This window comes from Roseovarius faecimaris, assembly GCF_009762325.1.
GTDB lineage: Bacteria > Pseudomonadota > Alphaproteobacteria > Rhodobacterales > Rhodobacteraceae > Roseovarius > Roseovarius faecimaris.
On the sequence record NZ_CP034348.1, the window covers coordinates 134,564 to 153,724 of the forward strand.

19 protein-coding genes are annotated in these 19,161 nt (G+C 61.6%); 12 read left to right on the plus strand and 7 right to left on the minus strand.

Annotated features, from left to right (window positions below):
* The first annotated feature begins 236 nt into the window (after positions 1-236).
* Genes mobA through EI983_RS00970 form a run of 3 tightly spaced genes read left to right on the plus strand, consistent with a single transcriptional unit; the run spans position 237 to position 3,489 of the window.
* A complete protein-coding gene (gene mobA, locus EI983_RS00960; protein WP_157705427.1) occupies positions 237-881 on the plus strand; it encodes a molybdenum cofactor guanylyltransferase MobA in 645 nt (214 codons plus the stop codon).
* Positions 878-1,372 (plus strand): molybdopterin-guanine dinucleotide biosynthesis protein B, encoded by a 495-nt coding sequence (gene mobB / locus EI983_RS00965; protein WP_157705428.1) that lies wholly within the window; start codon positions 878-880, stop codon positions 1,370-1,372. Before mobA ends, mobB begins: the two co-directional genes overlap by 4 nt.
* A complete protein-coding gene (locus tag EI983_RS00970; protein ID WP_198389355.1) occupies positions 1,369-3,489 on the plus strand; it encodes a molybdopterin-binding protein in 2,121 nt (706 codons plus the stop codon). The genes mobB and EI983_RS00970 overlap by 4 nt, the downstream gene beginning before the upstream one ends.
* Before the next feature lie 95 nt (positions 3,490-3,584).
* On the opposite strand, the gene EI983_RS00975 is transcribed toward EI983_RS00970, so the two are convergent.
* Both EI983_RS00975 and EI983_RS00980 read right to left on the minus strand, forming a co-directional pair.
* The gene (locus EI983_RS00975) at positions 3,585-4,235 is read right to left on the minus strand and encodes a ChrR family anti-sigma-E factor (protein WP_157705429.1); all 651 of its coding nucleotides are present in this window, start codon (positions 4,233-4,235) and stop codon (positions 3,585-3,587) included.
* A gap of 7 nt (positions 4,236-4,242) precedes the next feature.
* Positions 4,243-4,842, minus strand: coding sequence for a sigma-70 family RNA polymerase sigma factor (locus EI983_RS00980; RefSeq protein WP_198389356.1), 600 nt, complete (start codon positions 4,840-4,842; stop codon positions 4,243-4,245).
* Positions 4,843-5,016: 174 nt separating this feature from the next.
* On the opposite strand from EI983_RS00980, the gene EI983_RS00985 reads away from it, so the two are divergent.
* The 7 genes from EI983_RS00985 (at position 5,017) to EI983_RS01015 (ending at position 10,882) form a co-directional block, all read left to right on the plus strand.
* Positions 5,017-6,330: an NAD(P)/FAD-dependent oxidoreductase gene (locus EI983_RS00985; protein ID WP_157705431.1), complete on the plus strand. Its 1,314-nt coding sequence runs from the start codon at positions 5,017-5,019 to the stop codon at positions 6,328-6,330.
* Positions 6,327-7,082, plus strand: a complete 756-nt coding sequence (locus tag EI983_RS00990) for a DUF1365 domain-containing protein (RefSeq protein ID WP_157705432.1) — start codon at positions 6,327-6,329, stop codon at positions 7,080-7,082. The genes EI983_RS00985 and EI983_RS00990 overlap by 4 nt, the downstream gene beginning before the upstream one ends.
* Entirely contained in the window at positions 7,079-8,344 is a 1,266-nt protein-coding gene (locus EI983_RS00995; protein ID WP_157705433.1) for an MFS transporter, read from the plus strand. Before EI983_RS00990 ends, EI983_RS00995 begins: the two co-directional genes overlap by 4 nt.
* Entirely contained in the window at positions 8,341-8,904 is a 564-nt protein-coding gene (locus EI983_RS01000) for a DUF3833 domain-containing protein (protein ID WP_157705434.1), read from the plus strand. The genes EI983_RS00995 and EI983_RS01000 overlap by 4 nt, the downstream gene beginning before the upstream one ends.
* A complete protein-coding gene (locus tag EI983_RS01005) occupies positions 8,901-9,635 on the plus strand; it encodes an SDR family NAD(P)-dependent oxidoreductase (protein WP_157705435.1) in 735 nt (244 codons plus the stop codon). Before EI983_RS01000 ends, EI983_RS01005 begins: the two co-directional genes overlap by 4 nt.
* 65 nt (positions 9,636-9,700) lie before the next feature.
* Positions 9,701-10,027, plus strand: a complete 327-nt coding sequence (locus EI983_RS01010; protein WP_157705436.1) for a DUF3775 domain-containing protein — start codon at positions 9,701-9,703, stop codon at positions 10,025-10,027.
* Positions 10,028-10,042: 15 nt separating this feature from the next.
* Positions 10,043-10,882 carry an MBL fold metallo-hydrolase gene (locus EI983_RS01015; RefSeq protein WP_157705437.1) on the plus strand — a complete coding sequence of 280 codons (840 nt, stop codon included), beginning with the start codon at positions 10,043-10,045 and terminating at the stop codon, positions 10,880-10,882.
* A gap of 62 nt (positions 10,883-10,944) precedes the next feature.
* On the opposite strand, the gene EI983_RS01020 is transcribed toward EI983_RS01015, so the two are convergent.
* From EI983_RS01020 to EI983_RS01040, 5 genes are read right to left on the minus strand one after another with little or no spacing between them, the layout of a single operon-like run.
* Positions 10,945-12,084, minus strand: coding sequence for a saccharopine dehydrogenase family protein (locus EI983_RS01020; protein ID WP_157705438.1), 1,140 nt, complete (start codon positions 12,082-12,084; stop codon positions 10,945-10,947).
* A gap of 13 nt (positions 12,085-12,097) precedes the next feature.
* A complete protein-coding gene (locus EI983_RS01025) occupies positions 12,098-12,346 on the minus strand; it encodes a SemiSWEET family sugar transporter (RefSeq protein ID WP_157705439.1) in 249 nt (82 codons plus the stop codon).
* 1 nt (position 12,347) lies between these two features.
* Positions 12,348-13,394, minus strand: a complete 1,047-nt coding sequence (locus EI983_RS01030) for a saccharopine dehydrogenase (RefSeq protein ID WP_157705440.1) — start codon at positions 13,392-13,394, stop codon at positions 12,348-12,350.
* On the minus strand, positions 13,391-14,005 hold the full coding sequence (locus tag EI983_RS01035; RefSeq protein WP_157708943.1) for a glutathione S-transferase family protein: 615 nt from the start codon (positions 14,003-14,005) through the stop codon (positions 13,391-13,393). Before EI983_RS01035 ends, EI983_RS01030 begins: the two co-directional genes overlap by 4 nt.
* Positions 14,006-14,017: 12 nt before the next feature.
* Positions 14,018-14,668, minus strand: a complete 651-nt coding sequence (locus EI983_RS01040; protein ID WP_157705441.1) for a histidine phosphatase family protein — start codon at positions 14,666-14,668, stop codon at positions 14,018-14,020.
* A gap of 250 nt (positions 14,669-14,918) precedes the next feature.
* On the opposite strand from EI983_RS01040, the gene fdhF reads away from it, so the two are divergent.
* Complete coding sequence (gene fdhF / locus EI983_RS01045) at positions 14,919-17,702, plus strand: formate dehydrogenase subunit alpha (protein WP_157705442.1); 2,784 nt, start codon at positions 14,919-14,921, stop codon at positions 17,700-17,702.
* Between the two features lie 123 nt (positions 17,703-17,825).
* Positions 17,826-19,028: an aromatic ring-hydroxylating oxygenase subunit alpha gene (locus tag EI983_RS01050; protein ID WP_157705443.1), complete on the plus strand. Its 1,203-nt coding sequence runs from the start codon at positions 17,826-17,828 to the stop codon at positions 19,026-19,028.
* The last annotated feature ends 133 nt before the right edge of the window (positions 19,029-19,161 follow it).

Consider the following 19,161-nt stretch of genomic DNA (forward strand, 5'->3'; position numbering starts at 1 on the left):
AGGACATTTGGTATCACTTTTCGGATAGACGAGGTGCGCGCCACCCTCAGACGCCTGAGCGATCATGTTTCGAATCTGCGTCTTGTGTGGGAGAGGATTGCCGTCACGCATATGGGGGAGGCGGACATGTTTCAGTTTGATCCCGAAATACAAGTTGTCTTGCCTGTTAGATGGTTCCCCGAAGGCCGGGCTGCAGAACGGCCTGACCTTGCGCTGACCGCATGGGCCGTGAAAAGATGAGCACTCCGTTGGGCATCATCCTCGCGGGTGGGCAGGCCACGCGCATGGGCGGCGGTGACAAGGGTTTGCTGCCCTTGGGCGATGGCGTGCTGCTGGATCAGGTGATGGCGCGGCTGGCACCGCAGGTTTCGGGTCTGGCGCTCAATGCCAATGGTGATCCCAAGCGTTTCGAGCGGTTTGGGCTTCCAGTTGTGGCCGACAGCATCGCGGAGTTTCCCGGCCCGCTGGCCGGTGTGCTTGCCGGGCTTGACTGGGCGGCGGATCAGGGGGCTGACCTGGTGGTAAGTGTGGCGGCCGATACACCGTTTTTTCCGGATGACCTGGTGGCGCGGTTGCTTTCCTGCTCAGAGGGTCAGACACATCCTCTGGTGCTTGCCGCGACGCCGCGTGCCGACGGGGAAGAGACGAAATCTATGTCCCGGTCCGGTCTCATCCGGCATCCCACCTTTGGCCTCTGGCCGGTGGCCTTGCGGGATGATCTGCGCGCTGCCCTGAAGGACGGGCTGCGCAAGGTTATCCTGTGGACCGGCAAGCATGATGGGCGCGAAGCGGTGTTTGACACCGCAGGCGATCCGTTTTTCAACGTCAACACGCCAGAGGATCTGGCAAGGGCGCAGACCCTGCTGAAGGAGCAGTCATGAAGGTTTACGGTGTTGTGGGCTGGAAGAACGCTGGAAAAACCGGCCTGATGGAGCGGCTTGTGGCCGAGATCACCGGGCGCGGGTATTGCGTATCCACGATCAAACATGCGCATCACGTTTTCGATGTGGATCAGCGCGGCAAGGATAGTTTCCGCCACCGAGAGGCAGGCGCGAAGGAGGTGCTTCTGGCGTCACGCAAGCGCTTTGCCCTGATGCATGAGCTGCGCGAGGACGCGGAGCCGGAACTGCCGGAACTTCTGTCCAAGATGAGCCCGGTGGATTTGGTCCTTGTCGAGGGTTACAAACGCGACCCGCACCCCAAAGTGGAAGCCTTCCGCGCCGAAACAGGCAACGCTCTGATTGCGCCTGATGATCCGACGGTTCGCGCTGTGGCGAGTGACACGCCGGTCACGGTGGAGGGGCGGCCGGTATTTGACCTGAACGCGACGGCCGAGATCGCTGATTTCATCCTTGCCGAGCTTGGTTTGTGACCACATTCGACAGTTTTGCCGTGGTCGATTGGTCCGGGGGTAATGATACCGGGCCGACGCCTCGGAAAGATGCCATCTGGATGGCGGTGGTGCGTGGAGGTCAGGCCGAGGCGCCAGTATACCTGCGCAACAGGCCCCTGGCCGAGGATGCGATTGCCACCCTGATCAAGCAGGAGCTGACGGCCGGCCGACGGCTTTGTATCGGATTTGATTTTCCTTTTGGCTATCCTGCGGGTTTTGCCCGCGCTCTCACGGGTACAAGTGATCCTTTTGCTCTCTGGGAGTGGCTGGAGGCGCGTATCGAAGACACCCCGCGCGGGAACAATCGCTTCGATCTGGCCGGAGAGATCAACGCGCGCTTTCCAGGCATCGGGCCCTTCTGGTTCAACGGGTTGAAGCGCGACATCGCTCATTTGCCGCGTCGTGACACGCGGCACGGGCACGGAATGCCCGAATTTCGTACGGCAGAGCAGCAGACGACGGGGGCCTTTACCTGTTGGCAGGTGGGCGGCGCAGGAGCGGTGGGGGGGCAGGTGCTGACCGGATTGCCGGTTCTGGCCCGGCTCAAACGACGCTTTGGCGATCAGATCATGGCCTGGCCATTTGAGCCGCTCAATGCGTCGGTAGCACTTATCGAAATCTGGCCTGGGCTGATCAATCCTGTCGTCAAGCGCGCCGAGGCCGGTGGTGGAATACGCGATGCGCATCAGGTGGCACTGCTTGCGCGCGCACTTGCCCGCTTGCCCGCGCCCGATCTGCGCGCCATGTTAGACGTGACCGCACCCGAGGAAGGATGGATCATGGGGTTGGGCTTTGAGGACAAACTGACCGCCGCCGCCGAGCAGGAGGCGACATCTCAGTTGCGTCCGCCGCCTTTGCGCGACGATTGTTTTGCCTTGCCGGCAGGGGTGGACTGGACCCCGGTGGACATTGCCCTTGAAATGCTGCGGGAACGTTTACATCCGGTGGTCGCCGTCGAAACGCGCCGCATTGATCACGCGCTTGGTCACGTCCTGGCGGCCCCCGTTATTGCGCAGCGCTCCAACCCGCCACAGCCCAACACGGCGGTGGATGGCTACGGATTTGCACATGCCTGTCTTGGCGAGGGCGATCAGGTTCTGCCGCTTTGCGACGGGCGTGCGGCTGCGGGTGTGCCGTTCAGTGGCGTGGTCCCGTACGGCCATGCGATCAGGGTGCTGACCGGGGCGGCCCTGCCGGAGGGCGTCGATACGGTGATACTCGAAGAAGACGTGACGCTTGGGCAGGGCGCGATTGCGTTTCGGGCAGGTCTGAAACCCGGCGCCAACACGCGCAAGGCGGGTGAGGATGTTGTCGAGGGAGCTGTCGTTCTCGATGCGGGGCGCAGACTGACCCCGGCTGATCTTGCACTGATTGCGGCGGTCGGAGGGGATGAGGTTCAAGTCTATGCGCCGCTCCGCGTGGCTGTCCTGTCGACAGGGGACGAGTTGCGCGCGCCTGGCCAGCCCACGGGTGAGGGGCAGATCTATGATGCCAATCGTCCGATGCTGATTGGCTTGTTGGAGCGACTTGGTCATGTGGCTGTTGACCTCGGCATTCAGCCGGACGACCGCGCCACTTTGCGTGCGGCATTCGACAGGGCGGCGGAAGAGGCCGACATGATCCTGACCTCAGGCGGCGCTTCGGCCGGGGACGAAGACCATGTCTCGGCCCTGCTCAATGAGGCGGGGGCCATGGCCGAATGGCGTATTGCGATTAAACCGGGTCGCCCTCTGGCGCTGGGTCTTTGGAAGGGTACCCCGATTTTTGGCCTGCCGGGCAATCCGGTGGCGGCGCTTGTCTGTACTCTGATTTTCGCGGCGCCCGCGATGGCCGCGCTTTCGGGGGCCGGTTGGAGCATCCCCCAAGGTTTCACCTTGCCCGCCGCCTTTTCGAAGAAAAAGAAACCCGGCCGCCGCGAATTCCTGCGCGCGCGGGTGCGGCAGGGACGGGTCGAGGTCTTTGCCTCGGAAGGTTCCGGGCGGATCAGCGGGCTGAGCTGGGCCGAGGGGCTTGTGGAACTGCCGGACGGAGCTGCGGAGATCGCTCCGGGTGATCCCGTTCACTACATTCCCTACACCAGTTTCTACAGCCCCTGAGCTTGCCGGGCGTGTTCGGCTTTCCTGAAAGAAATATCCCCGCCGGAAGCTCCGGCGGGGATACGAAACAAGCGTGTGATCGCAGGTTGGAGGCCTCAGATCTTCAGGAAAGGCTGGGCCAGACGCGGCAGAAGTCCCTTGAACTTGAGAGGCGCGTCCGTGGCGGCGAGGCAGATACAATCCGCTCCGATATCGGCCACGGGCGTGTGATGCAGATCTTCATCTGCAACCTCGATGTCACCGCGTCCAAAACGATCGGTCTCGTCTGCGAAGGCCCCTTGCAGGACGAGCGTCAGCTCGGTGCCGCGGTGGCCATGATCCGGCACCGCTGCCCCTGCGGGGATATACAGCAGTCGAGCGGTGGCCTCGCGGGAGGTGGGCAAAATCGCCTGTTTCACACCCATGCCGACCGGCCGCCATTTCACGGTATCGAGATCGCCACCGATATAGTCGCGGATCGGCGCAGGCAGCACGCTATCGCTTGCCCCGGGGGCGGGTTTATCGTCAGGGGCACCAGAGGCGATCAGCGCCAAGGTTGCCTCCAGGCTTCCGTCGTCCATCTCCGCCTCGGCACTGTCTTCGACAAGCGCGCCGCCCACTGTATCAAAGGCGCCAAGCCTTGCGCGGCATTCGTCACAAAGGCTCACATGGGCCGCTACAGTGAGGCTGAACGCCTCGGGTAATGTCCCCGCCGAATAGGCGATCAGCAGGGCGTCGGTCAGGTGATGTTTGATCGTTTCAGTCATAGCGTGTTCACTTCATGGCATGGCGCAGGCGATCCAGCGCCAGTCGAATTCTGGATTTGATCGTCCCTAGGGGAAGGCCGGTTGCGTCGGCAATCTCGCGATGGCTGAGGTCACCGAAATAGGCTTTCTCGATCAGAACCCGTTGATTGTCGGGCAGCGCGGCAATGGCTTCACCGAGCTGTTCACTCTCCTGTTGCAGGGCCAGGGCGTCTGCCTGGTCCGGTTCGTGCTCCGCACCCCAGGGCAAGTCCTCCGGCTCGGGGCGGCGCTGTTTGCGCAACGCGTCAATCTTGCGATTACGCGCGATGGTAAAGATCCAGGTGGCCACGCTCGCGCGGGCTGGATCAAACAAATGCGCCTTGTGCCACAAGGTCGCCATGACTTCCTGCGCACACTCCTCGGCCAGGCTCTCCTCGGCTCCGGAACGCATCAAGAAAGCTTTGACGCGCGGCGCAAAGTGCTGGAACAACCTGCCGAAGGCCTGTTGGTCCTTTTCTTCTCGGATCAGTGCAACACACGCGACCCAGTCTTCGTTTTCCCTGTCTTTGGCTGTCACTTCCGCAGACCTTTGCCGAACTATTCCGGATTCTTCCGAAGCCGCTTTCATCGACACATGCAGTGGCGAGCGGGGCCGGTCCAGAGTTGTGTTCGTACTTAACATGGAAGTGGTACGGGGATGTCACAAATTTGGATCACCCGGTCGCCAAAAAAACTTTTCTCATCCGATTGATGCTCTGACGCGTAATGGTTGACGAAAGACAATCAAAGGACACGACCAAAGATGCCATTTGAAGCCGGGCCAGGCACATCAGTTGTGCCAAAGCGCCGCAAGATTGCCGTTATCGGCGCCGGGATCTCCGGAATGGGAGCCGCGCATTTGCTGGCCGATCGCCATCAGGTGTCGCTTATCGAGGCAGAGCCCCGCCTGGGCGGTCACGCCAGGACGATCATCGCGGGCAAGCATGGCGATCAGCCGGTCGATACCGGCTTTATCGTGTTCAACTATGCCAATTACCCGCATCTGGCGGCTCTTTTTGACAAGCTTGATGTGCCGGTTGCGAAATCGAACATGAGCTTTGGCGCATCAGTGCGGGGCGGCAAGATCGAATATGGGCTCGCCGGTGCCAAAGCCTTTTTCGCGCAACGCAAGAATGCGCTGAATCCAAAATTCCTGCGTATGCTTCGCGACATTTTTCACTTCAACACCCATGCCGCCAACCGCGATGATATGCGCGGGCTGACCATTGGGCAGTTTCTGCGCAAGATGGGGATGGGCGACTATTTCCGTGACTATTACCTTCTGCCGCTGTCCGGCGCGATCTGGTCGACACCGACCGAACAAATCCTGGACTTCCCGGCGCATGCGATGATCCAGTTCTTCGAAAACCACGCGTTGCTGACCTATGACGGGCAGCACCAGTGGTACACTGTGGATGGTGGTTCGATTGCCTATGTGGACCGTCTGGGCCAGGCTCTGGCAGCACAGGGTGTCGATATGCGCCTTGGCTGCCCTGTCGAGGCCGTGAGGCGCCGCGCAGATGGGGTGTTGATCAAGCTTCCCGGAGCGGAATGGGAAGCCTTCGACGAGGTGGTTTTTGCCACTCATTCCGATGATAGCCTGCGCCTGCTGATTGACGCGGGCAAGGCGGAGCAGGACGACCTTGGCGCAGTGCGTTATCAGCCCAACGATGTGGTGTTGCATGCTGATCCTTCGGTGATGCCACGCCGCCGAGCGGTCTGGTCGAGCTGGAACTACGCCGAGGCCCCCGCCAAGCGTGACGGGCAGATCGACATCACCTACTGGATGAACTCGCTGCAGCCGATCCCCCATGATGATCCACATTTCGTGACATTGAACTCCACGCGCCCGATCCGCGAAGAGCTGATCTATGATCAGGTTACCCTGCGCCACCCGATCTATGACATGGCCGCACTTGAGGCACAGGGCCGCGTGCTCGCGCGGAACGGGGCCAATCACACATGGTTTTGCGGGGCCTGGACACGGCACGGCTTCCACGAAGACGGGCTGGCCAGCGGTATTGACGTCGCGCGCGCAATCCTGGCGCAGGATGCGGTGCAGATCGCGGCCGAATGAGCAGGATCGACCATATCGCCGGCCACACCTGGCACGGGCGCAAGGGCGCTGTGGAAAACGCGTTTCGCTACAGTATCGACTACGTGATGCTGGATGCCGAGGCCGAGGCACACCCGCCCCGCCTTTTCGGGCGTAACCGTGCCGGTTTGGCGTCGCTTTGGGATGTCGATCACGGTGGCCCGCCGGGTCAGGGCCGCGGTGCTGTATGGGTGCGTGAAATACTCGCGGCGCACGGGCTTCCGTCGCCTGTCAGGGTCGAGCTTCTGGCACAGCCGCGCGTCCTGGGTCATGTCTTCAATCCGGTGGCCTTCTGGATTTGCCGTGATGAAGAGGACGCAGCCCGCGTCGTCATTGCCGAAGTGACCAATACCTATGGCGACCGTCATTCCTATTTGTGTCACCGCGATGACATGGCTCCCATCAGCGCACAGGATTATCTGACGGCGCAGAAGATATTCCATGTATCACCCTTTCAGCGGATCGAAGGCGGGTATGAGTTTCGCTTTGATCTGCGCAGTGATCGGATTGGTATCTGGATCGATTTTACCGGTGGCAATGGCGGTGTGATCGCCACGCTGGTGGGGCAGCGCACCCCTCTCACCACCTGGGGGCTGATCAGGGCCTGCCTGCGTCGCCCCTTCGGCTCGCGTCGCGTATTGGCGCTGATCCACTGGCAGGCACTCAAGCTCTGGTGGAAAGGGGCGACGTTCCGCGCCCGCCCCGAACCGCCGGCCGAGGAAGTCAGCCGATGACCGCCGCTGCCGCCATGTCCCAGGCACCGACCCGAGATGCCAGCCACCCGCGCCTTCCCGCCTTTGGGCTGTTTGGTGCGCTTCTGGCCGCAGCGGGTCTGCCGCTCTATATCCACGCGCCAAAATTCTATGTTGACGAATATGGGGTTTCGCTCGCGGCGCTAGGTACGATCCTTTTCGTGCTGCGCCTGCTCGACGTGGTGCAGGACCCGGCTCTGGGCTGGTTGGCACGAGTCGCTGCCGGATGGCGGGCGTTGAGTGTGGGTGTGGCGGTGCTGGTCATGGCATTGGCGATGCTGGGGTTGTTTGCGATCTCGCCGCCGCTGGCACCGCTTTTGTGGTTCGCTCTTATGCTTACGCTTGTCTTTTCGGCCTTCAGCTATCTGACCATATGTTTTTATGCACAAGGCGTTGGTACGGCGGCCTGCCTCCCCGGGCGGGGGCACCTGCGGCTGGCCCGTTGGCGTGAAACGGGTGCCTTGCTTGGGATCTGTGCCGCCGCGGTAGCACCGTTGGCGCTGGGCGGTTACGCCGGTTTCGCGCTTGGCTTTGCCATCCTTGCGCTGGTGGCGGTGTGGTCCATGCGTGATCAATGGCAAAGCGCCGGCCTGCCGTCGGACGCGACGGGGTTTGGCCCGGTTCTGCGCGACCCTATCGCGCGCCGCTTGCTTTTGGTTGCGCTGGCCAATGCTGCCCCTGTCGCGGTGAGCTCGACGCTGTTTCTGTTCTTCGTTGAAAGCCGCCTCAACGCGGTTGGGTGGGAAGGGCCGTTGCTGCTTCTGTTTTTCCTGTCTGCCGCGCTTGCTGCACCGGTCTGGAGCCGCGCGGCAGAGCGTTTCGGCGCCAAACGCGTGCTGCTGAGCGGCATGGTTCTGTCCATCATCGCTTTCGGCTCGGCCTTCGCGCTTGGCGCGGGCGATATCTGGGCGTTCGCGATCATTTGCATTGCATCGGGCGCGGCGCTGGGGGCCGACATGACCCTCTTGCCCGCGCTCTTCGCCACTCGCATGGCGCAGGTCTCGCCGGGTGCCAGTGAAGGCTTCGGACTATGGTCTTTCGTGTCGAAATTCACCCTGGCCTTGGCGGCGGTCCTTTTGCTGCCGACGCTGGAGCGCGCCGGATTCCAGGCCGGGCAGGCCAATCCGGAAGAGGCGCTGCACCTTCTGAGTGTGCTCTATTGCCTCGTGCCCTGCGCCCTGAAACTGATTGCCATCGGATTGTTGGTGGCAACCCCTATCCACGAAAGGAGTGCCCGAACATGAGCGCCTTTGGTCTCTTCGCCCTTGGGGCCGCCGCGATGCTGCTGCTCACGGTGATCTGGCAGCGCTTTACAGGCTTTTCGTCGCAAAAGCCCCAGGACTACGCCACCAACGAACCGCAGTTTGATCTGCGCACGCATCTTAACGGCCCGATCAAATGCGAAGGCGTGATCTATGGCCCGTTCGGCCGCGTGACCTCTCGGTTTTCGGCGGATTTTATCGCCCGCTGGGAAGGCAATCGCGGCATCATGAAAGAGCATTTCCTCTATGACAGTGGGAACACTCAGGATCGCGAGTGGCGCCTGGAACTTGGCAATGACGGTAAAATCCGTGCGGAGGCGGATGACCTGATCGGCGTGGGAACCGGTCAGCAAAACGGCTCGGCGGTGCAGCTGAATTACCGCATCCGACTGCCCGAAGAAGCGGGGAGCCATGAGTTGAATGTGACAGACTGGATGTATCTGGCACCCAATGGTGTCATTGTGAACCGCAGCCAGTTCCGCAAATTCGGGATCAAGGTGGCAGAGCTTGTGGCCACGATGCGCCGGGCGGATATCGCGTGACCGATTGGCAAGGCAAACGGTATTGGCTGGTGGGGGCCAGCGAGGGGCTGGGTGCAGCACTGGCCGCGAAGCTGAGCGCGGCAGGGGCCGAAGTGATCCTTTCCGCCCGCAATGAAGAGCGGCTTGCACAGGTCGCGGCCTCACTGCCCGGAAGGTCGCGCATCGTTCCCGTGGATGTCAGCGATACTGAAAGCGTGACAGCGGCGGCGGAGCATGTGGGAGAGATCGACGGAATGGTCTATCTCGCGGGGGTCTATTGGCCGATGCCGTCGACCGAATGGAATGCCGAACAGGCCGAGGCGATGGCGGATATCAACTTCACCGGGGCGATCCGTGTGCTGGGTCAGGTTGTGCCTCAGATGGTGGCGCGGGATGCGGGTCACATTGTCATCACCGGTTCGCTCTCTGGCTTTCGCGGTCTGCCCGGGGCGATGGGTTATGCCGCCTCCAAAGCCGGGACCATGGCGCTTGCCGAAAGCCTTCGGGCCGATCTCTGGCGCACGGGGGTGCGCGTGCAACTGGCCAACCCGGGTTTCATCAAGACGCGCCTGACGGACAAGAACACTTTCAAAATGCCGTTCCTGATGACACCAGAACAGGCGGCGCAGGAAATGTTCGAGCTTATGTGTGATGAAGGGGCCTTTGCGCGCCACTTCCCGCGACTTTTCTCTTATGTCTTTCGGCTGTCCCGGTTTTTACCAAACTGGGCCTACTACCGGCTCTTTGCGTGAGATCAAAGACTCCCGTTCCCCGAACACCGAAGAGTGTGGTATGATTCCGCTGAAGGGGGACCACCATGATCGAAATATCCGTGCACAAAATCGCTCAGGTGATCCTGATGTCACGAGAGCTCGACCGTGCTGAAGGAGAGCTGCGCGCTTTCATTGAACGGTTGACCGAAGAAGAGCAGGCAAGCCTTGTGGCTGTTATGTGGATCGGGCGAGAGAGCTTTGGACCGGACGAGCTTGATGAGGCGATTTCCACCGCCCGGCAGGAGGCGACGACACCCACGGCAGATTACCTTCTGGGGACGCCGCACCTGTCGGATCATCTCGAAAACGGGCTTGATGAGCTGGGTTTGTCGGCCGTGGATGAAGAAGACGATCTGGTGCGCGGCGGCTAGCCTCCGGGCGTCTGAATGCAAGAAAGTCTCGAAGTTCCCATAGAGGCCGTGACCTTGGCCCCCGGTGTCGCGCTCGCGCAGAACTGGTTCGCCCTGCGCGCTTTGGATGACGCGTCGCTCGCGATTGGAGAGCCCGCCTATCATCAATGCAACTGGTCCTATCTGCTGTCGGATTGCGAGGAGAGCCTGCTGTGGGATACCGGATCGGGCCGCCGTTCCATTGCGCCTGTCGTTGCCCGTTATGGACAGCCCCGCGTGACAGCTTTTCCATCCCACATGCATTTCGATCACCTGGGCGGGATCGGCGATTTCGAGACGGTCATGCTGGCCGATCTGCCGATCCTGCGGGCGCTGGAGGCGGACGGGGTCGTATCCCCGCCCGAACGGATGTTTCTTGGGGCATATGAGGGCCTGACCGCTCCGCGCTTTTCGGTAACGCGCTGGATCGGGCCCGGAGAGACACTTGAGGTCGGTGCGCGGCGGTTCAGCATCGTACACACGCCCGGCCATTCGCCCGATTCCGTTTCGCTCTGGGAGGCGGAGCGCGGCCGTCTCTATGCGGCGGATCTGCTCTATTGCGGAGAACTTTATGCTCAGACCCCGGGGGCAAGCCTGCAGGCCTATGCCGCCACTTTGCGCGACCTGCTGGCATGGTTGCCGAAAGATGTCGAGATCCTCGGAGCGCATGGGCAGCAAGGGCCGGACGGGCATGATGCGCCGCGGCTAAGCTATGGCGATGCCCAGGACGCCTTGAGCGTGATCGAGGCAATCATAGCCGCCGGTCCCCATGACGGAGAACGAAGGATCAATTCACGTATGACCGTGTCATATGCCGCGCCGAGCTTTTCCGGCTGAGCCGCCGGGCGCAGTTCTTTTGCCTGCGAATTCGGGGTCACGCAGCGCTCAAGCGCTGCGCCTCAGCCGTGATCCACCACCTGCAGATGTTGTGCAAGCTTTTCAACTTCGCCAAGGAACCGCGCGACAAGTTTCGGATCACGCGGTGCCGGGCTGACGCCTGCCGGGATTTCACGCGCCAGTACGGCTTCTACCGCCATCGCCACCGGGATCGACACAAGCCGCGCCATCGCCGTGCCGCGGGCGTCGCCCCACGCATCCATCACGAATGTCTTGTGATACACTGGCACGCCGTTCTTCTCGGCCTTCAGCGCCACGCAGAGCACGACGCGGTCCGGCTCGCCTTCGTCATAGGCGTTCTCGGTCCAGAACTGGTTTGACATCTCCCTGAGCCGCGCGTCGCCCGCTTCGCCTTCCAGGGTTTCCACCTCGGCAAACACGTCCTTCCAGGCTTCGGCCCAGCCGTTAAGCCGAAGCGTGCCGCGCACGAATTCCTTCACCCGCCAGCCCGGTTCAAAGCCGTAATCATCCATGAACGGTATGGAATCGCGGTTCGGGTAGACTTCAAAGCTTTCTGGGCTCGCCAGCGGCGCGATATAGGACGAGATCGCATCCCAGGGGCGGGCCACGTTGAGTTCGGTGAACGCCTTGATCGACCGTGACGGCGAGCGCAGCGCCTTCAAGACGCCCAAAGGTGACCAGCTGAACTTGTAGCGAAACGGGTTGGGGTGCTTGGGGATGCCGCCGCAGTAAGAGATAAACGACAGATCGTTCTCGGCATCGAAGGCAGAAGAGGCACGGTAATCGGCCATCAGGTGATGCGCCATCAAATGGTCGATCCCCGGGTCGAGACCGATCTCATTGACAACCGACACACCTTTCAGAAGCGCCTTGCCATGGAGCTCGCGCATCTCGGGTGCGATATAGGAGGACGAGACGAAATGCGCCCCTTTGTTGATGCACATCTCGGCCAGCGGCACATGCCAGTCGCCGGGCAGCATTGACACGATGACGTCACCGGCTTGCGTTTCCGCGGCCAGCGTGTCGAAGTCGAACACCCTGATCCGGTCGGTCAGGTCGCCCACCGCATCGCGCGCCTTCGCCTCGGTCCGGTTCCAGACGCACACCTCATGGCCCGCTTCGATAAGTCGCCTGAGGCCAGGAATGGCCGAAAGGCCCGTGCCGCACCAATGGATTGTCATGTTGTCGCCTCTCCTATTTGAAACGCAATTTCGCCGCGACGATCAGGAGCATCGCCGTGACCGAGCAGATATTGGCAAGTATCAACGGCCAGTCACCAATCATCAAGCCGTAGATCAGCCAAAGGGTGACCGTTGTGAGAAACATCAGATTAGACGGCAGCGACAGGCCCGATGTATCGCGCGTCATCCAGGCTTTCCAGGCTTGGGGTATCCAGCAGATCGTACCGAGCAATGCCGCCAGATAGCCGACATAAAGCGCCATTTCAGGCGTCCCTGATGTGATGTTCGAAGGTGGCTTTGGCCCGGCCCCAGACCCCGCTTTCGATTGCGTCGAGCGAGCGCAGCGTCGGCAACAGCTGGGCGGCATAATCCTCCGAACTTTCAACCGGCAGCAAAGAGGGCAGGTTGTCGATGGCCATCACGTCCAGGGGCGGATCGTTGTGCACGCGCGTGACGGGCGCGGCCCAGCTTGTTGCCTCCGAGTAGACCGGCACCGGATTGTAGTCGCTGTCAGGGTCGCAGGCGACATCGCCGATGACGGTCAGCCTGCGGCTTTCGGCAAGGGCTGACGCGGGTACGAAGACCGGTGTGCCGGGACGTGCGAAGATACAGTTGAAAAAGAGGTCATGCGCCAGGATTTCGGGAAAAGGCCCGCCCGAGGCGGTTTCAGCCATGTCCCAGCGCGTGGGGTCTAGCCCCAGCGCGGTGCAAAGGTCTGCTGCGCCGGTCCCGACCCGGCCCAGGGCGCCAATCACGATCGCCGACGGGGTCGCGCCCTGCAGGTCGGCGCGCAGGTCATCAAGCAAACTGTCCTTGCCCGAATAGGTCGCGACGGGCGGGCAGATCCCCCCCTGTTGCTGAGCGGCCCAGGCCTTGAGCGAGACCGCCGCCCCGGCATAGCCTGCCCAATAGCCAAAAGCGGCCACACGGCGGTTATCCTCGTCCACGAGGTACTCCAGATCGTAAAGAGTGCCCCCTCCGGCTTTGAACCGCTCCAGTAGGGCGCGCCCCGAATGCTGGCCCTTGAAGGCATGGCCGAACATGATGTGCCGGTGGGGCAGGGGCGTGCCGTCCTCGGGCAGTTCCTTCAGACCGAAGACAATGGCTTCTTCCGGCGCCTCGGGCCAGCTGTTCTCGGGGGCGATCTTCGCGCCGGCCGCCGCGTAGCCATCGATGGGGATGGCGCGCACGGAGCTTTCTTCCACCGTGACGGTGAACCCTGCGTCTATCAGAGTGCGCGCGCCCTCAGGTGTCAAACCAACCCGTTCTTCATTCGGGCGTTGTTCGGCCCGGACCCAGATATGTGTCATAAAATGCCAAGCTCCTTAACAGCGGCAACGGAAGGGCGCGCGTGCATCATCTCGAAATGAGCGGCAAGCCGCGGGTAGGCTGTGATATCCACACCGTCGCCATCCAGCCAGGTACAGATCGTGAAGAGCCACGGGTCGGCCACGGTCATGTCGGTCCCCATGGCAAACGGCGACAGAGCACAGTTTTCTTCCACGAATGCACAGGATTGTCCCATGGTTTCAGGAACTTTGGCTATCATATCCTGATACGAGCTTTGTTGATCCGCCCACCGGGAACCGCGCACTTTGTGGGCGTGGTTCACATGGAAGGTGGCGGCGAGATAATACATCACCGCGCGCATCTGGGCGGCATCCCATGGGTCGGCTGGCACAAGGTTCATCTCGGGAACCTGCGCCGCGATGTATTCTAGAATCGCGCCGGTTTCGGTCAGGCTGCCGCGCTCCGTGATCAGTGTGGGCACGCGTCCCTTGGGGTTGATCCTGCGGTAGTCGGGTTTGGTCTGTTCGGCCGCGGCGAAGTCAAGCTTCACGGCCTCATAGGCGAGGCCGGTTTCTTCAAGAAGGATTGCCGTAGCGATGGAGACGGTTTTGGGGGCGCAGTAGAATTTCAACACGGCAGACCCTCAAACATAGGTGCGGGCATGCGCCCGGTCAGGCGGATCGAGATGCGGGGTGGCGTTAAAGGTTCCGACCATGAGCTGGTCATGCACATATTCGAGCCGGTGCAGCGATGAATTCATGATCTGCAGCATCATCTTTGCGGTGGAGCCGTTATGCAGCCCGAGCGCATGGCGCAGGATCATGCCGATGACACCCCCGGACGTGACCACGAGGATGCGCCCGTCAAGCGCGCAAAGCATGTCAAGGGCATCGCTGATCCGGGTGGCGAAAGCGTCGAACGGTTCGGGGATGTCAGAGATCTTGTCCCGCTCCCAATAGTCGAGCAGTTGTGGCAAGTGGCGTGCATAGGCCCCCGTGCTGTCGGGAACCGGTATGCCATGCTGGGCTTCCAGCGCATGAGCGATGGTGAAGTAGCTCAGCTCATCCAGGCGGGCGTCCTGGCGGGTGATCTCATAGCCCATGGAGCGGGCGGTATCGGCCTGACGGCTGAGCGTGCCGGTAAGTACCTGATCGAAATGCGGGTTGGTCTCGGCCAGATGCGCGCCAAGCCATGCGGCCTGCTGGTGGCCAAGCTCGGAGAGCTGGTCATAGCTCGCCTCATCAGTGGCGGTGCTGTTGGCCTGTCCGTGGCGGACAAGGATGATCTCGGCCAAGGGGTGCTCCTGTCAGGTTGCCGTTCGCCGGCACGTTAGCGTTGAGCGGGCTCGGGATAAAGCCCCGAAGCGGTGCGCAAGGCCCGTTCTCGGCAGGCGTCCCGCCCACCCACCCCCGCCTGCCTCGAACGGGCTGTGGCAAAGGGCACGCCGGAAGGAATGGCGCAAATCGTTGGGGGAATGTCGGGATTGTCAGACTCGCTTTTTGCATGCCGTGGTCTATACAGGACACGGCTTTAGGAGATGCGCGATGTCCGACAAAATCACTTTTACCCTCGACGGCAAAGAGGTGCAGGCCGAGGCGGGCCAGACGATCTGGGAAGTGGCCCATGGCCGCGGCCTGGTGATCCCGCATCTGTGCCACAAACCGGCACCGGGCTACCGGCCTGACGGCAACTGCCGCGCCTGCATGGTGGAAGTGGAGGGCGAACGCACGCTGGTGGCATCGTGCATCCGTGAGCCTTCCGAGGGCATGGTCGTGACGACCAATTCGGCACGCGCTGAATCCGCGCGCAAGATGGTAGTCGAGATGCTTCTCGCCGATCAGCCCGAGCAGGAAGTCGCCCACGATAAATCAAGCCATCTTTGGGATATGGCCGCCATGCAGGGCGTCAGCGAAAGCCGCTTTCCCAAGCTCGAAGAGGGGCGCATCCCGCTTCTGGACGACAGCCATGTTGCGATGAGCGTGAACCTGGATGCCTGCATTCAGTGCGGTTTGTGTGTGCGCGCGTGTCGCGAGGTGCAGGTCAATGACGTGATCGGTATGTCCGGCCGGGGCCATGACGCCTATCCGACTTTCGACTTTGCCGATCCGATGGGGGCAAGCACCTGCGTGGCCTGTGGCGAATGTGTACAGGCTTGTCCGACCGGCGCTCTGATGCCCTCGACGGTGGTGGATGAAAACCAGATCGGTGACAGCGCAGATTATGACAGCGAGGTCGAAAGCGTCTGCCCGTTCTGCGGGGTGGGATGTCAGATCAGCCTGAAGGTCAAGAACGGCAAGGTGAAGTATGTCGAGGGCATCAATGGCCCGGCCAACGAAGGGCGGCTCTGTGTCAAGGGGCGGTTTGGCTTTGACTATATCCATCACGATCACCGCCTGACCAAACCTCTGATCCGTCGCGAGGATGCACCAGCCAAGGGGCTGAACGTGGATCCGCAGAACTGGCGTGAGTTTTTCCGCGAGGCGAGCTGGGACGAGGCGATGGAATTTGCCGCTGGTGGTTTGAAGCGGCTGAAGGACGCGCATGGTGGTGCAACCGTGGCCGGATTTGGCTCGGCGAAATGTACAAATGAAGAGGCCTATCTGTTCCAGAAATTCATCCGCCAGGGCTTTGGCCACAACAACGTGGATCACTGCACGCGGCTGTGCCATGCGTCCTCGGTGGCGGCGCTTCTGGAAAACGTCGGATCGGGCGCTGTGACAGCCACGTTCAACGAGATCGAGAACGCCGATGTGGCGATCGTGATCGGGGCAAACCCGATTGAGAACCACCCTGTCGCCGCGACCTATTTCAAGCAATTCACCAAACGTGGCGGCAAGCTGATCGTCATGGACCCGCGCGGTGTCGGCCTGCGCCGCTTTGCATCGCACATGCTGCAATTCCGGCCTGGCGCGGATGTGAGCATGCTCAACGCGATCATGCACACGATTGTCGAGGAAGGGCTGTACGACCAGCAATATATCGAAGCCTTCACCGAAAACTGGGAGGCCGAAAAGGCACATCTGAAAGACTTCAGCCCGGAGAAGATGGAAGCCATCTGCGGCATTCCCGCCGAGATGCTGCGCGATGTGGCGCGGACCTTTGCCGGGGCCAAGGCGGCGATGATCTTCTGGGGGATGGGTGTGTCTCAGCATATCCATGGCACGGATAACTCGCGTTGCCTGATTTCCCTGGCGCTGATGACCGGTCAGGTTGGTCGGCCGGGCACGGGTCTTCACCCGCTCCGGGGGCAGAACAATGTGCAGGGCGCGTCTGATGCGGGCCTGATCCCGATGTTCCTGCCGGACTATCAGACCGTCACCGACGATGGGGTCCGCAGCGCCTTTACCGAGGTGTGGAAATCGGGCGATTTCTCAAATGAGAAGGGCCTGACTGTCACCGAGATCATGGATGCGGTGCATGACGACAAGATCAAGGGCATGTATATTCTGGGTGAGAACCCGGCCATGTCGGACCCGGACGTGGAACATGCCCGCGATGCGCTGGCCAAGCTGGAGCATCTGGTGGTGCAGGATATCTTCATCACCGAAACGGCGAACTATGCCGATGTGATCCTGCCAGCCTCGGCCTTTGCCGAGAAATCGGGCACCGTGACCAATACCAACCGGCAGGTGCAGATGGGCCGCCCCGCCGTGCCGCCTCCGGGCGAGGCGCGCGAGGATTGGGCGATCACCACCGAGTTGGCACAGCGGATCGGGCTGGACTGGCATTACGAGAGCCCGGCGGATGTGTTTGCCGAGATGAAACTCAACATGAAGTCTCTCGACAACATCACTTGGGACCGGCTCGAAAACGAGAATGCGGTCACCTATCCGTCGTTGTCGCCGGAAGATCCGGGGCAGGCGATTGTGTTTGGCGACGGCTTCCCCCGGCCTGAAGGGCGCGCGCGCTTTACCCCGGCCAGCGTCATTGCGCCGGACGACACGCCGGATGAGGACTATCCGATGATCCTCACCACTGGACGGCAACTTGAGCATTGGCACACCGGGTCGATGACGCGCCGCGCCACGGTGCTTGATGCGGTCGAGCCGGAGGCGAACTGTTCCATGCATCCCGGCACACTCAAGCAGCTTGGCGTGGAACCGGGCGGTATGGTGCGTCTGACCACAAAGCGCGGCAGTATCGAGGTCATGGTGCGCGCCGACCGGGCCGTGGCCCCGGATATGGTGTTCCTGCCGTTTGCCTATGTGGAGGCGGCGGCCAACATCCTGACCAACCCGGCAGTTGATCCCTATGGCAAGATCCCCGAATTCAAGTTCTCGGCGGTCAAGGTGGAAGTGGTGAACCCGCACGCGGTGGCCGCGGAGTAAGGGATTTTCTCGCCTGACGGTCCGCCCTGCGCGGTGGGCCGCCGGGCCGGGCCGCGGGCCCCTGGCTTGAGCGCTGGCCTTCGGTTGGCTAAGCTGCGGCGCAGCAGCCAAGAGAGAGACCCTATGCAAACCCGTTCTGACACAGAAGCTGTCCCCTCAGACTGGGACCGGCGAGGCCTGCCTGCGTGGAGTTTTTTCAACCCCGAACTGCTGGAACTGGAAAAGGACATGTTGTTCCGGCGGCATTGGCAGCTTGTGTGCCATGTTTCGGATATCTCCGAACCTGGGGAGTTCATCACGCTTGACGTGGTGGGCGAACGTGCGCTTGTCGTGCGGGGACAGGATGGCGTTGTCCGCGCGTTCCACAACCTTTGCCGTCATCGCGGGAGCCGGGTCGTGGCCGAGGAACGCGGGCGCTGTAAATCGGCGATCATCTGCCCGTTTCATGGCTGGGTTTATAATCTGGATGGAACCTTGCGCGGGGCGGCGCAACCGCAGAGCCTGCCAGAGCTGGATCCGATCGAAATGGGGTTGAAGCCCATCGAAATGGATATCTGGCAGGGGTTCGTCTTTGTCCGGTTTCAGCCGGGACCGCAACCGCCCATGCATCAGGTGCTGGCACGGTTCGACGACGAAATCGCGCAATACGCGCTTGAGAGCCTGGAACCCACCGGAGATGGTTTTTACACCGAAGAGATCGAAGCGAACTGGAAATGTGTGCGCGATGTGGACAACGAAGGCTATCACGTGCCCATGGCCCATCCCGGTTTGCAGGACCTCTATGGCCCGAATTACTTTGACGAACCTTTTGAGGAAGGCACCTCGCGCTCTTTTGCCTCGTTTCGGGAAGGAAACGGGCGGCTGTGGTCAGTGCGCGCCTACAAGGCGCTGATGGAGCCGCCGCCGCGCCTCGACGACGACCACAGGAACGCCTGGCTTTATGTGGGAATGTTCCCCAACGCGGTATTCGGGTTCTATCCGGACAGCGTGATCTTCTATCAGGAGTTTCCAGTGGTGAACGGGCTGACGGTCCAACGGTCCGCGACCTATAAATACAAGGGCGAAGACCGCCGTATGCGGCTGGCGCGGTATCTGAGCGGGCGGATAGACCGGCTGACTTCCGAAGAGGATATCCAGCTCATCAAGTGGACCTGGGAAGCGGCATTTTCCAGCGGATATGAGGGGTATCTGCTTTCGGATCTGGAATATGGGGTGAAGACCTATCACGATGTGCTGCGTGGGTTCTTCCCGATACTGAAAGAGGACGAACCGGCCGAGGGTACAGTCGCCGCGCGGAATGCCGAGCTGCTGGAACTCACCGATTAAACAGATGCGCCGCCCACGGCTGCGTTGACTGCGGGCAGGCCCTCAGGCGATCGAGACCGGGCAAGGCGCGGACCGCGTCAGCCGCCGCCCCCTCGTGCCAGCATCTCAAAGAACTCCTGTCTGCTGTTCGAGC

Excerpts from the sequence above, each read along its gene's own strand:
- EI983_RS01010 (WP_157705436.1), top strand. The coding sequence starts at position 9,701 with ATGATCGAAATATCCGTGCACAAAATCGCTCAGGTGATCCTGATGTCA.
- EI983_RS01025 (WP_157705439.1), bottom strand. The coding sequence starts at position 12,346 with ATGGCGCTTTATGTCGGCTATCTGGCGGCATTGCTCGGTACGATCTGC.
- fdhF (WP_157705442.1), top strand. The coding sequence starts at position 14,919 with ATGTCCGACAAAATCACTTTTACCCTCGACGGCAAAGAGGTGCAGGCC.
- EI983_RS01020 (WP_157705438.1), bottom strand. The coding sequence starts at position 12,084 with ATGACAATCCATTGGTGCGGCACGGGCCTTTCGGCCATTCCTGGCCTC.
- EI983_RS00975 (WP_157705429.1), bottom strand. The coding sequence starts at position 4,235 with ATGACTGAAACGATCAAACATCACCTGACCGACGCCCTGCTGATCGCC.
- EI983_RS00995 (WP_157705433.1), top strand. The coding sequence starts at position 7,079 with ATGACCGCCGCTGCCGCCATGTCCCAGGCACCGACCCGAGATGCCAGC.
- EI983_RS00985 (WP_157705431.1), top strand. The coding sequence starts at position 5,017 with ATGCCATTTGAAGCCGGGCCAGGCACATCAGTTGTGCCAAAGCGCCGC.
- EI983_RS00990 (WP_157705432.1), top strand. The coding sequence starts at position 6,327 with ATGAGCAGGATCGACCATATCGCCGGCCACACCTGGCACGGGCGCAAG.
- mobA (WP_157705427.1), top strand. The coding sequence starts at position 237 with ATGAGCACTCCGTTGGGCATCATCCTCGCGGGTGGGCAGGCCACGCGC.
- EI983_RS00980 (WP_198389356.1), bottom strand. The coding sequence starts at position 4,842 with ATGAAAGCGGCTTCGGAAGAATCCGGAATAGTTCGGCAAAGGTCTGCG.
- EI983_RS01000 (WP_157705434.1), top strand. The coding sequence starts at position 8,341 with ATGAGCGCCTTTGGTCTCTTCGCCCTTGGGGCCGCCGCGATGCTGCTG.
- EI983_RS01015 (WP_157705437.1), top strand. The coding sequence starts at position 10,043 with ATGCAAGAAAGTCTCGAAGTTCCCATAGAGGCCGTGACCTTGGCCCCC.
- EI983_RS01030 (WP_157705440.1), bottom strand. The coding sequence starts at position 13,394 with ATGACACATATCTGGGTCCGGGCCGAACAACGCCCGAATGAAGAACGG.
- mobB (WP_157705428.1), top strand. The coding sequence starts at position 878 with ATGAAGGTTTACGGTGTTGTGGGCTGGAAGAACGCTGGAAAAACCGGC.
- EI983_RS01050 (WP_157705443.1), top strand. The coding sequence starts at position 17,826 with ATGCAAACCCGTTCTGACACAGAAGCTGTCCCCTCAGACTGGGACCGG.